Source organism: bacterium (assembly GCA_013360215.1).
Lineage (GTDB): Bacteria > CLD3 > CLD3 > SB21 > SB21 > JABWCP01.
The window spans coordinates 1-16,906 of record JABWCP010000009.1; the positions used below are offsets into that span (position 1 = coordinate 1).

Annotated in this window: 13 protein-coding genes and 1 tRNA gene; 11 read left to right on the top strand and 3 right to left on the bottom strand. The window is 44.2% G+C overall.

The annotated features are described in order from the left end of the window. The 6 genes from HUU58_07845 to HUU58_07870 all read left to right on the top strand — a co-directional run. Positions 1-375, top strand: a 375-nt coding sequence (locus HUU58_07845) for a carbamoyltransferase (GenBank protein NUN45582.1), incomplete at its 5' end; no start/stop codon positions are given. Positions 376-387: 12 nt separating this feature from the next. Continuing rightward, positions 388-822: a hypothetical protein gene (locus tag HUU58_07850; protein ID NUN45583.1), complete on the top strand. Its 435-nt coding sequence runs from the start codon at positions 388-390 to the stop codon at positions 820-822. A gap of 6 nt (positions 823-828) precedes the next feature. Continuing rightward, positions 829-1,638 carry a twin-arginine translocase subunit TatC gene (tatC, locus tag HUU58_07855; GenBank protein ID NUN45584.1) on the top strand — a complete coding sequence of 270 codons (810 nt, stop codon included), beginning with the start codon at positions 829-831 and terminating at the stop codon, positions 1,636-1,638. Next, on the top strand, positions 1,622-2,143 hold the full coding sequence (locus HUU58_07860) for a thioredoxin family protein (GenBank protein NUN45585.1): 522 nt from the start codon (positions 1,622-1,624) through the stop codon (positions 2,141-2,143). Before tatC ends, HUU58_07860 begins: the two co-directional genes overlap by 17 nt. Before the next feature lie 9 nt (positions 2,144-2,152). Then, a complete protein-coding gene (locus HUU58_07865; GenBank protein ID NUN45586.1) occupies positions 2,153-3,343 on the top strand; it encodes an ArsA family ATPase in 1,191 nt (396 codons plus the stop codon). Next, a complete protein-coding gene (locus tag HUU58_07870; GenBank protein ID NUN45587.1) occupies positions 3,340-6,549 on the top strand; it encodes a PD40 domain-containing protein in 3,210 nt (1,069 codons plus the stop codon). The genes HUU58_07865 and HUU58_07870 overlap by 4 nt, the downstream gene beginning before the upstream one ends. 20 nt (positions 6,550-6,569) lie before the next feature. Here the strand turns inward: HUU58_07870 and HUU58_07875 are convergent. Then, positions 6,570-6,643 (bottom strand) — tRNA-Asp (locus HUU58_07875). Positions 6,644-6,726: 83 nt separating this feature from the next. Beyond that, entirely contained in the window at positions 6,727-9,387 is a 2,661-nt protein-coding gene (gene fdhF, locus HUU58_07880) for a formate dehydrogenase subunit alpha (GenBank protein ID NUN45588.1), read from the bottom strand. A gap of 368 nt (positions 9,388-9,755) precedes the next feature. On the opposite strand from fdhF, the gene HUU58_07885 reads away from it, so the two are divergent. The 3 genes from HUU58_07885 to HUU58_07895 all read left to right on the top strand — a co-directional run bounded on the left by HUU58_07885 (position 9,756) and on the right by HUU58_07895 (position 12,701). After that, complete coding sequence (locus tag HUU58_07885; protein ID NUN45589.1) at positions 9,756-10,040, top strand: hypothetical protein; 285 nt, start codon at positions 9,756-9,758, stop codon at positions 10,038-10,040. 11 nt (positions 10,041-10,051) lie between these two features. After that, on the top strand, positions 10,052-10,678 hold the full coding sequence (locus HUU58_07890) for a peptidoglycan DD-metalloendopeptidase family protein (GenBank protein NUN45590.1): 627 nt from the start codon (positions 10,052-10,054) through the stop codon (positions 10,676-10,678). 136 nt (positions 10,679-10,814) lie between these two features. After that, on the top strand, positions 10,815-12,701 hold the full coding sequence (locus HUU58_07895) for an amidohydrolase family protein (protein NUN45591.1): 1,887 nt from the start codon (positions 10,815-10,817) through the stop codon (positions 12,699-12,701). 14 nt (positions 12,702-12,715) lie between these two features. Here HUU58_07895 and HUU58_07900 read toward each other — a convergent pair whose 3' ends face one another. Beyond that, positions 12,716-13,225: a TIGR00645 family protein gene (locus HUU58_07900; GenBank protein NUN45592.1), complete on the bottom strand. Its 510-nt coding sequence runs from the start codon at positions 13,223-13,225 to the stop codon at positions 12,716-12,718. A 400-nt stretch (positions 13,226-13,625) separates the two neighbouring features. On the opposite strand from HUU58_07900, the gene HUU58_07905 reads away from it, so the two are divergent. Continuing rightward, positions 13,626-14,600 carry an AraC family transcriptional regulator gene (locus HUU58_07905; GenBank protein NUN45593.1) on the top strand — a complete coding sequence of 325 codons (975 nt, stop codon included), beginning with the start codon at positions 13,626-13,628 and terminating at the stop codon, positions 14,598-14,600. A 129-nt stretch (positions 14,601-14,729) separates the two neighbouring features. After that, entirely contained in the window at positions 14,730-16,898 is a 2,169-nt protein-coding gene (locus tag HUU58_07910; protein ID NUN45594.1) for a carbohydrate binding family 9 domain-containing protein, read from the top strand. Positions 16,899-16,906: the final 8 nt, after the last annotated feature.

Sequence of the window (16,906 nt, forward strand, 5' to 3'; positions counted from 1 at the left end):
GAACGGCGCATCGCCATGACCGAAGAACAGAAGAAACTTTTCGGTATAGACAAACTTAATGTGCCCCGTTCGGATGTTCCGGCGATCACCCACGTAGATTATTCTGCACGTATTCAGACCGTTCATCAAAATGATCATGGTGTGTATTACGAACTGATCAAAGCCTTTTATGATAAAACCGGGTGCCCGGTGATCGTTAATACTTCCTTTAATGTGCGCGGCGAACCCATTGTATGCACGCCTGAAGACGCGTTCCGGTGTTTTATGCGTACGGAGATGGATTATCTCGTTTTGGGCAATTTCGTTTTAGATAAAAAAGAACAAAAACCCGTCCAGGATAATAAAGACTGGATGAATGAATTTGAACTCGATTAAGAAGGACGAAATATGAAAGAAATTATTCGCGATATACGATTTGAAATTCAGCACATGGACCGAAGCCCTGCTTCGGCTCGTCGCTTCGGATTTATTTTAACAACGATTTTACTCCTGATCGCAGGTTGGCTTTGGTATAAAGAACGCGACATCTGGATGTATTGGGCGGCACCCGGAGTTTTAGTCGGATTGATATCTGCCGTCGCACCCAGCGTAGTATATCCGCTGTACACCGGCGCAACGATTTTTTCGATTTTTATCGGATATTTTGTTTCACGGGTCATACTTTTCACCATGTTCACTTTGTTTTTTGCCCCGGTAGGCCTGATCACGCGTCTGTTTGGAAGAGATTTGCTGAAAAAACAAATTGATCCTAAAGCAACCACCTATTGGACCCCAAAAGAATCACCGGTAAAAACACCGGAACACTACGAAAGAATGTTTTAGATTTTTATGGCTGACGAAGAGAAACGAGCCCTACCCGGTTCTACCGGTGGCGATATGACTTTTCTGGATCACCTCGGTGAATTGCGGGATCGCTTGATAAAAATCGTGCTTGCCGTTTTGCTGATGATGGCAATATCGTTTGTTTATAGTAATACGATCATCAAGTGGTTGCTTTATCCACCGATGATCATCCCCGATCTTAAACCGCCGATCCAGTTGATGCGGCCCGTGATCACGCAAGTGCAAGGTCTGATGATGGTCAAAATACAAGTAGGCCTTATCGCAGGTATCGTATTGAGCATCCCTGTCATTGCGTATCAATTATGGCGATTCATCTCTCCGGCACTCAAAAAATCGGAAAAACGTTTTGCCATTCCGCTCATGTTTTTTATCACGTTTTTTTTCCTGCTCGGAGCGACGTTTGCCTACCTTGTCGTCATACCGATCACGCTTAATTTCCTTCTGAGTATGGGAAATATTGATACCGAACTCGGTATTGTGGTTGAAAACATGATTGATGTTGATCAGTACCTGAGTTTTGTTTCCGGATTTATGCTTATCAGCGGAGCGACGTTTGAAATGCCCGTGATTGCTTTTTTTCTTGCCAAAATCGGCATTCTATCACCCCAATTTATGCGCGAGTACTGGCGCCACGCTGCTGTTGCGTGCCTTCTTGTATCCGCGGTCATCACTCCGACGACCGATATGATCACCATGTTTGTCGTTGCCGCGCCGATGGTGGTACTTTATGAAATGAGCATTTGGGTCGCCAAGTTTGCCACACGAAAAAAGAAATCCGATGAAAAGCATAATTAAGTCTCTGTGTACCATCATTCTGATTTCATCGCAATTTGGAATCACCGGTTGCAGTTCCGTTCCTAAAACCGTTTCCCATGCCAAAACGGTAAAAGGTGAAATGATGCTCATCGGCAATATTACGCGCGAAGAATTGTTCCAGGAAATGCCGGTTTTCCAAAAAAACTACGACGTCTACAATCCGGCCGGGAGTGCAATAGAAACGCTTCACCGCATGAGCACACCTACCGATATACTGATTGTATTGGGAACGTGGTGCGGCGATTCCAAACATCATGTACCCTCATTTCTCAAAACACTGGACGCCGCCAAAAATCCAAACTTGACTTACCGCTTATTAGCCGTGGATCGGACAAAAAAAGATTCTCTAGGTGTAACGGCCCAATACAACATCAAACGCGTACCGACCATGATCGTTTTGCAAAACGGCGCGGAAATCGGTCGCATGGTTGAATTTCCACAAAAAACCGTCGAAGAAGATTTATTAGATATAGTTAAGCCGTAAGGGAATCGTTTGACACGTAAACGTATCATTTTCTTTTCGGGTAAAGGGGGCGTAGGTAAAACTACGATCGCTGCTGCTACGGCGTTGCGATGCGCGGATCGCGGTATAAAAACGATACTCCTGAGTACGGATCCCGCTCACAGTATCGGCGATTTATTAGGCCTGCCGATTCATGCTACACCCACTCCGGTTGCACCCAATCTCGATGCGGTTCATATTGATCCCCATGCCGAACTTGACAGCAATTGGGGGCATATCCGCGACTATTTTTCCAATCTTATTCAGACGCTTGGCGCTGACGGAGCCGTCTCCGGTGAACTGGCCATTCTTCCGGGAATGGATAATCTTTTCAGTCTTCTGCGAATCCGGGATTTTCACGATAAATCCGATTATAAAGTCATCATCGTAGATATGGCGCCGACCGGCGAAAGTTTACGACTCTTGAGTTTACCGCAAATCGTATCACTGGCTTTAAAAATAACACGCGTGATCGAAAAATATATCGTTTCTCCCGTGATACGCCCTGCATCGCGTATGTCTAAATCGTTGCGCGTCGTCGTCGCACCGGAAGACGTGGCGCGTTCCTGGGAAGCCATACTTGAAAAAATTTTGGCTATGCGCGATCTTTTTGAAAAAGAATCACGCACTACGACTCGTCTGGTGATGCAACCCGAATCTATGATCATGAATGAAACGCAGCGTGCGCTGACCTACCTCAATTTATTTGGCATGGTCGTGGATCAGGTGATTATCAATCGTATTCTACCGGACGAAACGCAAAAAGGCTATTTTCGCACTTGGCATGAGACGCAAAAAAAATATATTCATGCGATAACCCGTGATTTCACGCCGATACCGATCGCCAATGCGCCTTTTTTTCACCACGAGATACACGGACTAAACGATTTACGTACTCTGGGGCATGCGCTGTACAACCAAGCCGATCCCGCATCGGTTTTTTACAATTCACGCCCCGTACAATTTGTGAATACCAAAAAAGAAAAGTTAATGAAACTCAAAGCGCCCTTTTTGGATGTACAAAATACGCCGGTTTCTCTTCATCGCAGAGGCAATGAAATCATGATCGAAATAGGATCCTTTTTGCGCACCCATACTATTCCCGATTCCATGGCCGCGTTGGAGCCCGAAGGTGCGGATTACAATAACGGTGAACTTATTATTCGGTTTATAAAAAAATGAAAAAGACATTTTTAATTTTCGAAATCCTGCTTTTCGTTTTGATTTTGATTCGATCCGGTTATGCGCAACCGGAAGCTTGGTCGCATGGCGAATTGCAATGGTTTACGATCCGTTCGGCACATTTTGATGTACATTATCATGATTCGCCATACACGGCTCTTGACGTTTCCCGCAAAGGCCCGGAACGCACCGCCCGCGAAGCGGCGGCCATCGCGGAATCTATTTACGAAACGATCACCCATCTCTACGACCATCGCCCCGAAAGGATACACATCATCATCCGCGATACGGATGACTACTCCAACGGCGGCGCCTACTATTATGATAATAAAATCGAAATCTGGGCGTCCAACCTAAACTTTGAATTACGCGGTACGCATCATTGGCTGCGCAATGTGATCACGCACGAATTTGCCCACATGATTTCGATACAGGCTATGATGAAGCTTTCGCGCCGTTTCCCCGGCATCTATTTGCAGTACATAGGATATGAAAAAGAGCGTCGTCAGGACGTACTGCGCGGTTTTCCGAATCGCATCGTTTCCTATCCTGTTGCCGGCGTTATGTTGCCCGTGTGGTTTGCCGAAGGCGTGGCACAGTACCAACAAAAAGATTTGGATTACGAATTTTGGGATGCCCACCGCGATATGATCTTGCGTGATCGCGTCTTAGGTGAACAAATGCTGACGCTTAATCAGATGGGCACGTTTGGTAAAAACAGTATCGGCAACGAATCGGCATACAATAGCGGTTATGCATTAGTGAGCTATATCGCTGCCCATTACGGTGATTCGTCGCTTAAAAAAATCACTCATTATTCATCCAAACTTTTTTATTCGTTCGAACGCGCCGTAAAAGCTGCAACCGGCGATGATATTGATACGATCTACCGTCAATGGAAAAACCTGATTACAGAGCAGTACACGCTTCATACGACGGATATACGCTCATATGCACGTATAGGCAATGAAATCGCCACAGAAGGAACAGGGAATTTTTATCCGACACTTTCTCCGAACGGCCAATACCTGGCGATGATTTCCAATCGCGGTTTTGACTATCTCAGTCAGGCGTCTCTCTATATCGTGGACCCGTCAAACGCGAATATCATTCACGAAATCAAAAAAGCGGAAGGCCCGCTAAGTTGGTCACCCGATAGCCGTTACATCGCCTATGCAAAAAATACCGACGATAACGACTATCATTCGCAATACAATGACATCTACGTGTATGATATGGTTCGGCGTAAAGAATTTCGAATCACCCGCGGTCTGCGTGCATTTGCTCCGGCATTTTCACCGGACGGGTCGTCGCTCGCTGCTATCATCAATGGCGATGGAACCAATAATATCATTCGCATCGTAGGATTTGCCGAGGATTTACTTAATAAAAAAAGTGCTTTTTCCAAAAACATGTTTGTACGTGACGGGATGCACTGGCGGCGTATAACTCATTTTGATGACGGGCGGCAAATTTACGGCCTATGCTATACCGATAACGGACGTACGTTGATTTTTGATACTTCGACCGACGATGGCCGTGATATTTTCAGCGTAGATACTTCCGGAAACCATTGGAAACCGGTGCGCCAAACACGCAAAGATGAACGCAGTCCCGTCGTCAGTCAAGACGGGCGAACCTTGTATTTTTCGGCTGACGAAACAGGAATATTTAATCTGTACGCTATGAATTTGCATACCGGCGATATACGTCAAATAACAAATGTTACCGGTGGCGCATTCTATCCGGCCGTCGGCCAGAACAACATCTTGTATTACACGTTGTATCAGAACACCGGATTCCGTGTGTATTCGATTGCGGATACAACCGGCTTTGATTCAAAACAAACTGTCTACGGACTTGAAAATCCGAATATATTATCCAAACCAAATGATAAACCATATCCCGGCAAGTGGCCTTCGGAACATCGCATATTTACCGTCATACCTCCCCGGACGGATACCGCGGCGCTATATAAAAATACATTCCTCAAATTTTCATTCCTGCCCGTTTTACGTTTGGACTACGGTACTTTCAAACCGGGCGTGTATTTTTACTCCAGCGATGTATTGTCAAAATCCTCTTTTTTCGGCGGGGCCATGTTTAATATCCCGGATATGGAGCGCGATTTATTTGGTATTTTTGAGTATAGCGGCTTCGGTCCGACATTATTTTTGGAACTCTATAATATTACGCGGTCGAGGACATTTCGCGATGACTCCAACCCGGGTAACGATATACCTTACGAATCCATTCAAACCAATTCGTTTGAACTGCGCGAAGTAGATGCCGGAATGGATTGGAGCTTATTTGCTCCGCGCGATGTGCGCGTCAATTATGCACATGTAGAGTCATTTGTTCGTATTCGAGGAAAGGAATACAATTTCGATTTAGAACGGTATAAACTTTTACCTCGAACCGGCGCAATTAAATATTATTACGGAAATGATTTTTCAACCACGTGGAAATTTAACAATGTTCCGCCGGCCATTGATAAAGAAATCAATCCTCGCGGCGGCCGCCAAATAAGTGTATCCATCGGCTATTACATGGACAATCTCATTGATGGATTTGCTTTTCAACCAAGTAGCGGCAGCTATACGACACTATATAAACACGATGCCTATTTGCGAAATGAAAACACATGGACTGAATTTATACGTTTGCCATTTGGTGACCATACTCTGGAAGCACGCTTGCATACAGGTTTTATTCCTACCAAAGTAGATAGTTTTTATAATTTTTTCGGCGGAAGTTTAGTGGGATTGAAAGGTTATTCTTACTACAGTATCGAAGGGCGTTATCTCGGCCTGTTCAATGCCGTATATCGTTTCCCTCTCATTCGCCGCATCGACAAAAAAGCCGGCCCTTTATACTTTGATAAAATTTTTGGCGGTTTGACATTTGGTATGGGCAACGCCTGGAGCACACGATCCACTATGGACCGATGGAAACGTGATGTGGGAATAGAATTGCGTGCAGAGATGTATTCATTTTACGTATACCCTACCCGGCTTACTTTTAATGCCGCCTACGGCATAGACCGGTTTACAGGATATGGCCCGATGATAACCAAGTACGATAGCGAAAACGGGTATTATGACGAACGCCAAAAAGTAAAAAGCGGCGGTTCGTGGCGTTATTATTTGACCGTACTTTTTGGGTTTACACTTTTTGATGAGGCCCCTAAAATGAAAAATCCCTGAGTTTTTCAGGGATTTGACTGCGGGCACGACGAGGCTCGAACTCGCAACTTCCGCCGTGACAGGGCGGTGCTCTAACCAATTGAACTACGTGCCCGTTAAAGCGGCGAAATGATAGTATAATCCGATCCGAAAAGCAAGTTTTTTTTCTGATTTTCGGTAAAATTTATCGCTCGCTCATCATACTTTTTCGATACGCACCTGCGTCACCTTATAATTAGGCGTCGCCGTCTTGTCATCACGTTCCATCCCGATAACGGCATTCAGCAAATTCTCCGGTTCCTGAAACGTCGCATACACTTCGCGATGTTTTACATGATCCGTAACGATCGCCGGTACGAAGGCTTGCCCGTTTTCACTGGTAATACGCAGTGTATCTCCGGTTTGCACGCCCAACTGGGCCGCATCCGTCGGTGCGATCTCCACATAATCCGGCCGCTTGATCTGCGCATTTTTAGAACGCCCGGTCATCGTACCTGAATTGAAATGGAACAAACTGCGTCCGGTAATAAGCGTCCACGGGTACCGTGCATCGTAATGCGGCGCAGAAAAAGGTAACATCTGCACTTCCGCACGGGCGCCAACCGGGAACGTCGTACGATGTAAAATATCCGTGCCCGGATGATCTTCGGTAGGACACGGCCATTGGATACCGCCTTTTTCTAATTTAGGATAGGTAATCCCGTAGCCCGCTTTCCATACACGTCTGATTTCATTCCATACATCTTCGGCGGATTCGAATTCAAAACCTTCACGTACGCCCATCGCATGAGCTAATTCACAAATGATTAACCAATCCGGTTTACTTTGGCCGTACGGTTCGATAGCCTTACGCACGCGCTGCACCCGGCGTTCTCCATTCATGAAGGTTCCGTCCTTTTCGAACGACGAGGTACACGGTAAAAACACCGTACCGAACAACCGCGCCGTTTCATTCATAAACATGTCCTGAATCACGACGAGTTCCATATTCTCAAAAGCACGACGTGAAAAATCCGTATCGGGATTAGTCATATATACGTCATAGCCCACGATCCACATGGCTTTGAATTGATTTTTTTCTGCGGCATCCAACATGTGCATGAGATTAAGACCTTTGTCCGTCGGTAAACTCACCTTCCATGTCGCTTCGAATAAAGTGCGCCCTTCATCCACCGTGCCATATCCCGTAAGATGGGTCGGTTCACAACCCATGTGCGCCGAGCCTTGTACGTTATTTTGTCCACGCAAAGGATTAACGCCTGTTCCGGGTTTGCCCATATTACCGGTTATAAGCGCAAGATTGATCAGCCCGCTCACGGAGTCCGTACCCTGCGTGTGTTCAGTCATGCCCAGACCGTGCATACACATCGCGGGTTTGGCGGTCGCATAAAGACGCGCCGCCTGGCGAATCGTTGCCGCATCCACGCCGCATTGATCCGCTATTTTTTCGGGTGTAAAATCTTTGAGAAATTCGCGCAATTTTTCGTAACCGCTCACATGGGCGCGGATAAATTCGTCATCCGTCAAACCCTCTTCGATCACGGTGCAAGCCATCGCATTGAGCAGAGCCACATTGGCACCGGGTCGAACCGCTAAGTGAATGTCGGCATATTCGGCCAATTCGATAACGCGCGGATCCATGACGATAAGGTGAGCACCGCGCAACGCGGCTTGTTTGATGCGGGCGCCCACGATCGGATGATTTTCAGTCGCATTGGCGCCACAAATAAAAATGGTCGTAGCGCGTTCGATATCATCAAAGGCATTGGTCGCCGCGCCGGTCCCGAGGATATTACCCAAGGCTTTGGCGCTCGGTGCGTGGCAAACACGTGCACACGAATCTACGTTATTGGTCTGCAATACCACGCGGGTAAATTTTTGCGTCAAATAATTGTCTTCATTTGTAGCCCGTGCCGAACCGATAACGCCGACACTGCTCGCTCCGTAGTTGGCGCTGATACGCTTGAGTTCGGATGCGGTAAAGGCATACGCTTCATCCCATGATACTTTTTGCCAAGCCCCGTCACGTCGGATCATAGGCTCTGTGATACGATCACCCGATCCGACAAAACCGTGCGAATAGCGCCCTTTGACGCAGAGATGACCTTTATTGACCGGCCCGTCCATAGACGGTTTTACGGTGACAATTTTTTGATCGCGGGTCCCGACCATCATCTCACAACCCACGCCGCAATACGGACAGGTCGTTTTAGTCCATGAAGTCGGTTCCCCCAACATAAATACGTTCTTATCAATCAGCGCACCGCTCGGGCATGTATCCGCACACGCGCCACAGCTTACGCAACCGCTTTCCAATAACGTCGGACGACCTTCCGGTGTCATCGTGGTCGCAAAACCACGCTGGATGGGATTCCATACGAATTGTCCCTGCACTTCGCTGCAAATACGCTCACAGCGATGGCAATCTACGCACAGACTCATATCAATGCGGATATAGGGATGTGTGGTATCTTTCCATGACGATTTGACCGTAACCGGTTCTTCAAAACGCGGCACGTAGTGTTGAAACAAACGATGCAATTCCTTCTCAGGGAAAGCCTCCACCACTTCTTGCGGGTAACGCGCATGAAGCATTTTCAATAGATCCGTTCTGTATTTTTCGATATGTGCGCTATGCGTTTCGATATGCATATCGGATGTGATCTCTGTACGGCATGCCGGTACCGGTTTGGAAGATCCTTCAATTTCTACAAGGCATAAACGGCAAACGCCGCTCGGATTGAGCCGCGGATCATGACACAGTGTTGGTATCTGAATTCCAACAGACGACGCAGCCTCTAAAATACGGGTTCCTTCTGAAACCTCATGTGTGCGGCCATTGATGGTAAATTTGATCATAATCTTCACCCTTTTGGTAACGAAGTTATGTTCTTGATGTGTTTGAACTAGGGGAATATGCAACTTTTTTTCATAAAAACATGATGATTTTTATCATACGATAACCAATGAACAATATAGCTCTATATTAATTTTTGCTTGAGTAACCTTGGCGGCTCAAAGGCCATTTCATGCACTCTACCCTATATCTGATGCATTCTGACGCCATTTGCTTTTGCTTGCTGCCGTATCGTCGTATTTTTCAATCAAGATCTATTCTTTGGTTACATGAATTTCTTGTGTCCTTACAAACGACAATCAGACGGATATGGGTTTTTATTCGTTATCATTTGATACTCTAGAGGCACCTAAAAACGCGGAGATCATACATGAAAAAAGTATCCACCATATTAACACGGCATCCGCAAGGTAAGCAAGGTGTACGAATAGACAAATCCAAATATGATATGATACGCGGTTTTATACTTTCGACATTAAAGGAAAGAGGACCTATGCCTTTTGAAGAATTGACTGACTATGCTGTAAAGATACTATCGTCGGATTTTGAGGGCAGCGTAGTGTGGTATATCGTCACTGTCAAACTTGATCTTGAAGCACGCAAATTAATAATTCGTTTACCACGGAAATCACCGCAATGGATAAGTCTTTCGTAACCGGAGTTGTTATGCATGTTTTGATTATGATCACTTGTATTTCGTTGGGAAGCTTTAGTTTTGGCAGTTGTCAAGATGGCGAGGCAACCGATTCGACAGTGGTTGTTGCCGATACATCGGATTTCGTGCTGCCATTTCCTGTAGGTAAACGATACAAGGTTTCTCAAGGTAACAACACGATCTGGAGCCATTCACCGAATAATTTTAACGGGGTTTTCCGATATGCGTATGATTTTGATATGCCGGTCGGAACTGTTTTGACAGCGTCACGCGAAGGCGAAGTAATATTTATAAACGATAATTTTGAAGATAGCGATCACACGTTGGGGCACGAAAATGTACTCGTCATACGTCATCGCGATGCGACGTATTCCCGTTATATCCATATCCGCAAACATGGCGCATTGGTCAAAACAGGCGCCACAGTTGCCAAAGGTGACACCGTGGCTTTGAGCGGTAATAGCGGTTATACGCTAGGTATTCCACATCTCCATTTTGATGTAGTTACCGCCCCAACCGGGCTTCCCGATATCAATGCACAATCCATACGCACTATTTTTAAAAATTCAACCGCCTATCCGAATACTCTCCAGCAGAACGAACGATACAGGGCTTTGCCTTATACGTTTTATAAATAATTTTTTTACAATTTTACTTTAATAGGTTCGTATGAAACTACTTATTTTAATCGGTATAAGCTTAAATTTGTTTTCGACATTCTCGATTGTAGCTTTATCTCAAACACACGCGTTCACAAACGTCCATGTCATACCGATGGATAGCTTTCGCATACTGCATCATCAAACTGTCATTATCGCCGACGGTAAAATCGCAGCGATCGGCAATACACGTGAAGTATCCATACCCAAAGAAGCTTCGATCATTGACGGCAAGGGGCAATATCTCATACCGGGATTGATTGACTGCTATGCGCATATTCATGAAAAAAACTTGATGCTTTTTCTTGCCAACGGAATTACGACCGTCCGTAATGTGCCCGGCGCTGCATTTCAGCATGCGATCAAAAAACTCTCTGATACCGGTACATTGCAAGGCCCGCGTATTTACAGCACAGGCCCGGCCGTTACAGGATCCGTTGCAGCCTACCATACTCAAGGCATGCTTCTCAATCCCGATGAAGCGCGATTCGCCGTTCGTGACGTGAAACGCATGGGTTATCAATCTGTATTTTCGTATGTCACGATTACGCCCGATATTTATTCGGCCGTTTTGGACGAAGCACGCCAACTAGGTCTTCCCGTGCAAGGTCACGTTCCCTATATGATCCCATTCAAAGAGTATGCTGAAGGCTCTCAATTATCGTTCGACAACCTGGTAGGTTTACTCAATCCGCGAAGCGGTGATACCTATCCTAAAGAACAACTTATTCAATTTGCCGAAGCATTTCGTAAAAACGGAAAATATGTTATCCCGACGCTGACAATTCACAAAGCACGTTCTTTGGCGCATAAGAGCGATAGTTTAAAATTACGCGCGGAAATGGATTATGTACCGCCGCGGCAGAGAGTATATTGGCATCTGAATTCACTCAATTACCGCTACTCCGGTGCATCCGAAGTGGTTAAAGTATTTTATGAAAACGGTGTAAAACTTTTGATCGGATCCGATGCCGGATTTCATTTTGCCATACATGGTTTTTCATATTTAGAAGAGGTTCAAAATTTTGCCGAGCTGGGCATTTCCCATTACGACATACTTAAATCCGGGACTTCATCGGCAGCGGAGTTTTTGGGATGGGATGATAAAATCGGAACCGTTTCCGTAGGTAAAGAAGCCGATCTCCTGCTGGTACCCGAAAACCCGCTTGAAAAAATCACAACCCTGGCCCATCACAACGGTGTCATGTCACGCGGTGTCTGGTATTCGCGTTCAAAACTTAATGAATCCTTACGATCGTTAAAGAACGAACTGCGAGATATGCCCGGTTCAGATCGGTTTAGCGAATTTTCTGCTCCGGATAAAAACTATCACCTTCTTGCTCATTATGCTATTTCTTACAAAGACATACGATGCGGGGACGAAAAAATATTCAGCACCATAAACAACAAAAACCAAATGAGGCTTCTCAGTCAAAACAGCATAGATCCCCCTTGCCAACGTAACACGACCACAACATGGCTGATTGACAATGAAAATATCTTATTTACCGACGTACATCGTACGTCCATCGAAGGATCAACCCAAGTAACCATGACACACCAATTCCCCTCCTCTACCCGTGTGCATGGCAATCACCCTGTTTACGGGGAATTCGATTATGTGGACTCGCTTAACACGTACCGCATTACCGGTGGCCCCAATACCTCCATCAATCTGGATATGGATATTGTTGCTAACTACCACATGTTGTTTATGAAGTTAAAACCCATGGAGGTTGGAGAAGCGGATTCACTGACGTCTAAAAAAATCGAACTAAATGCGGAAGAATGGGGAAAAAGATGCATCACCGGGGATACGTGGTATAAAATAAAACGTAGACCCGATAACGCATTCGGTGAAAGAAGTTATGAAATAATACAACCCGGATTTAACGGTTCTTCGGAATTTTCATTCCAATCTATTATCACACTGGGTAATGACGGAATAATCAAAGACATCCGATTTAATAATCATGTTACGGCCAAACGCATTGTGCCGTAAAGTAAAAATATCGACTACCCGTGCTTCTCGTGTAACAGTTTTTCTGAGTACGCCAACATGATTGCCGAAAATAGGAAAACCACGTGAATAATCGTCTGCCACATAACTTGTTCGGAATTGTGGTTTTTTATATTTATAAAAACCTGAAGAAGATGAATACCCGAAACCCCAACCAGCGAACCCGCCAACTTCACCTTGAGCGTACCGGCATCTACTTTTTGCAGCCATTCCGGTTTATCTTCATGCTCATCAATATTCATTCGGCTGACAAACGTCGAATATCCGCCGATAATCACCATCACAAGCAGGTTTGCAACCATCGTAATATCCACCAACGTAAGAACACCGAGCATAAGCACCGATTCGCTGATTTCATTTATTGTAAGGCACAGGTGGATCAATTCATTCAGAAATTTATATGCATATAAAATTCCGCCGATAATTAACCCGGCATAAAGCGGAGCTTGTATCCAGCGGCTGGCAAAAATGATACTTTCAAAAGCGGATTCAATTTTTTGTTTCATGGTTGTTGCATACTCCTTAAATGTTCTTTGGCGTGCCCAAAATGAAAAAAGTGAAATTAAAATTCAATCAAATAGTGACCAACCGACACAAAGTGAGCTTGCATGATTAAGCCGACTTATATAAGTTTCAATATTCACATCATATTATTACAAAAGTGCGCTTAACAATACCTTGCAACTTTAATAACGCTGATTGCGTAGAAACTTGAACCATTTTACTCGTACTGTAATGAGTTCCGAACTAATTTATATTGTCAAGATAATCACTATATTTCAATTGCTATTTTTCGCCTTTTTCCTGCTTGTCCAGACAAAAGGAAAGAAGGCCGGTAATTATATTTTTTCCGGCTTCCTGTGTGCTCTGACATTCGGAACCATATACCGATTGTCGTTTCATGACATGGAAACGTGCATTAAGACCTATCCACAATTAGTCATGATCGGAGAATCGTCGGGGTTCATATTGGGCCCAGCGTTGTATTTTTATGTTCGCTCCGTTATCAATCCTGATTTCAACTTCAAAAAATCGCAATTGCAAGCGCACTTAATTCCGTTTTTTTTGTTTTGGTTTTTTTTTCTACCACAACTTCAAATTGATTTTTCCATCGAAGGCAGGCTTTTTTCCACATCATGGAATAGAATATTTCCGTTCGAAGATGTATTTATTCATTTTAGCATCTTCACCCATTTTTCCGCCTACGTTATCAGTACCATATTGTACATCCACTCCTACCGGCGTCAGTTATTGGAAGAATATTCGACCGTGGATGATGTGCGCTTCCGCTGGCTTGCACTATTACTCGTCAGTTTTCTAATAAGCTGGCTTATCGGGGTCGTAAACTATATAACAACATTGTACATCGATCAATTAAGAGTTTTTACCATTACCTACGTTGTTTCAGTTTTTATTTTCTCAAACATGATTGTTGTACGAGGTCTTCGTTATCCCAACGTTTTTTTCGATTTTGCCCCCTTAAATTCGAACCGACCCAAATATTCAAAAAATTCATTATCGCCTGAAGAAATCGTGGATTACAAAGAGCGTCTGACTACATACATGCTTGATAACAAGGCGTTTACTAATCCCGACTTAACGCTGGATCACATGGCCCAGGCGCTTACGGTACCTACGCATATTGTTTCGCAGGTATTGAATGTAGGATTTCAGCAAAATTTTTATCAGTTCGTTAATCATTACAGGATCATGGAGTTCAAAAAACTGCTCAATAACCCCCAAAAACAATCAATGACCATACTTGACGCCTGTTATCGATCCGGGTTTAACTCCAAAACCACATTCAATACCACCTTTAAAAAGGTTACCGGAATAACACCAACCGAATACCTCAAGACCATCAAATCCTGTCAAAAATAGGGCATTTTCACGCCTTAAATCCCCGTTTATTCGTTCGACCTTATTTACCTGAACGATAACAACTCTTAAATAGTGTTAAATTCTCTCTCGAAAATCGATACAATTAATTTTTGTATTGGGAGAATGCTAATGGTTTCACACGTACATACCTTGTTATGTAAACTAATGCGAATCGTTTCGTTTCTCGTATTATTGTCTGATGTGACAAAAGCATTATTTGCGCAGCCATCAGCATTTCAAGCTTCGGCTCTCATCGCTCTGGACGGGATAGTCAACGAGGATGTATGGAATAACAACACAGTATATGAAACTTTTAAAACCCTATCTCCGGATTTCGGTGTAACTCCGTCCGAAAAAACGCGTGTTTATTTCCTTTCCGATAAAAACTATATATATGTAGCTTTTCGATGCGATGATCGTCAGGCGACCACGATTCGAAAAACACTGACCAAACGTGATAATTTGGAAGCCGATGATTGGGTTAGTGTGGAACTGGATATGTTCAACGCTGCACAAATGAGCTACTTGTTTCGCGTGAATTCTTTAGGTATCCAAGAGGATGGTACTATTAATCAGGATACAAAAGAAGATTTATCATTTGACGCCACCTGGTATTCTGCAGCGACTATCGACAGCTCCGGATATTCGATTGAAATAGCCATACCTTTCAACAGCCTACGCTTTCTGCAAACGGACAGCATAACTATCGGGGTTGCGTTTCAGAGAAGTATTGCACGGACATCGGAAATACTCATGTTCCCGGAATATTTTCCTGATCGGGGCTCCCGTCTATTACAACGACAGATCATAAAATTGAAACGACCTCAACAAACCAGAATTTTTGAAATTATTCCGTCTTATACCTTTGCAGCCCACAAAACAAAGAACATCGGGCATTGGCAACGCATAAACAGTAATCATGATTTTGGAATAAGCGGAAAATACGGGTTCTCTTCGGATCTTATTTTTGACTTCACCTACAATCCGGATTTTTCACATATCGAAACAGATGTCGGCCAAATAGATATCAATGTTCGATCGAGCCCTCTGTATCCGGAAAAGAGAGCATTCTTTTTAGAAGGACAAGAAAGTTTTCAAATAGCCGGAAACAACGCGGGATATATAGTCCATTTTCCAAAACTTGTCAACACACGGAACATTGCCGACCCGTTATGGGGTGCTAAAGTCGAAGGAAAGTTCGGTGCAAAAAATAACTTATCGGCGATTGCCGCATGGGATGAAAAATCATATGAGCAACCGAATGGAAAACCGGATAAGGCATTGTTCAGCATTGTGCGATACAGACGGACAGCGCGCGATGATGGATACTGGGGGTTAGGCTATACAGGCAAAACTATGGATTCGTCGTTTAATCATGTCGCCGGCTTGGACGGCCGTTATCGTATCAACGGAACGTCGAAAATTGAGATGCACACCTTTTTTTCAACGACTGAACAAGTAAATAATGATAAAACAAGTAATGGTTATGCCTACGGACTTGACTACGCATTCATCAATCGGCGATTGGAATTGCAACTGGGGGTCCGGGATGTTTCGGAACAATTTCACACACAAACGGGATATCTACCAAGAAATGGCATACTCATGTTTCCGGCTAATTTTTCCTATTCATTCTTTCCGGATACATCGTTTGTCCAGAAAGCTTCGGTTGTTTATTTCGGACATTTAGCAAAAGATCGGTTTGTTAATAAATACGAAACGTTTAATTGGCTTGGCATGGAAATCTATATGCCCTTGCAAAGCTGGTTTTTTTTCGGAGGAAATTATAGAACAGAAGTATATGCTAACAGGCTCTTAAATAAGAGCTATTGGGGTGTTGGCGGATCCACCCAACCTTGGAAGCAATTAGCTTTTAATACATGGATGCATAACGGGCGACAATTTTATTATGACCCTGTCAACCCGTTTTCAGGAAAATATAAAGAGATTGAAATGATCCTCACTCTCAAACCAATGGAAAAACTCAGCAGTGAAACTTCTCTGTATTATCAGGATTTTATCAGAACTTCGAATGATTCGCTGGTGTACGAGTTCACCATAATCCGGAACAAGTTAGTCTATCAGTTCAATCAGTACCTTTTTCTACGGGGCATAGGTGAATATAATGCGTTTTATAAAAAAATGGATTTAAGCGTATTACTTTCGTTCACCTATAATGTTGGTACCGTTGTGTTTATCGGGTATGGCAACCTCTTGGAACGAGATATACCGGAGCGCCAATATAAACCTGTAAAACACAGTTTTTTTGTCAAAGCTTCATATAATATACGCATGTAATAAGACGG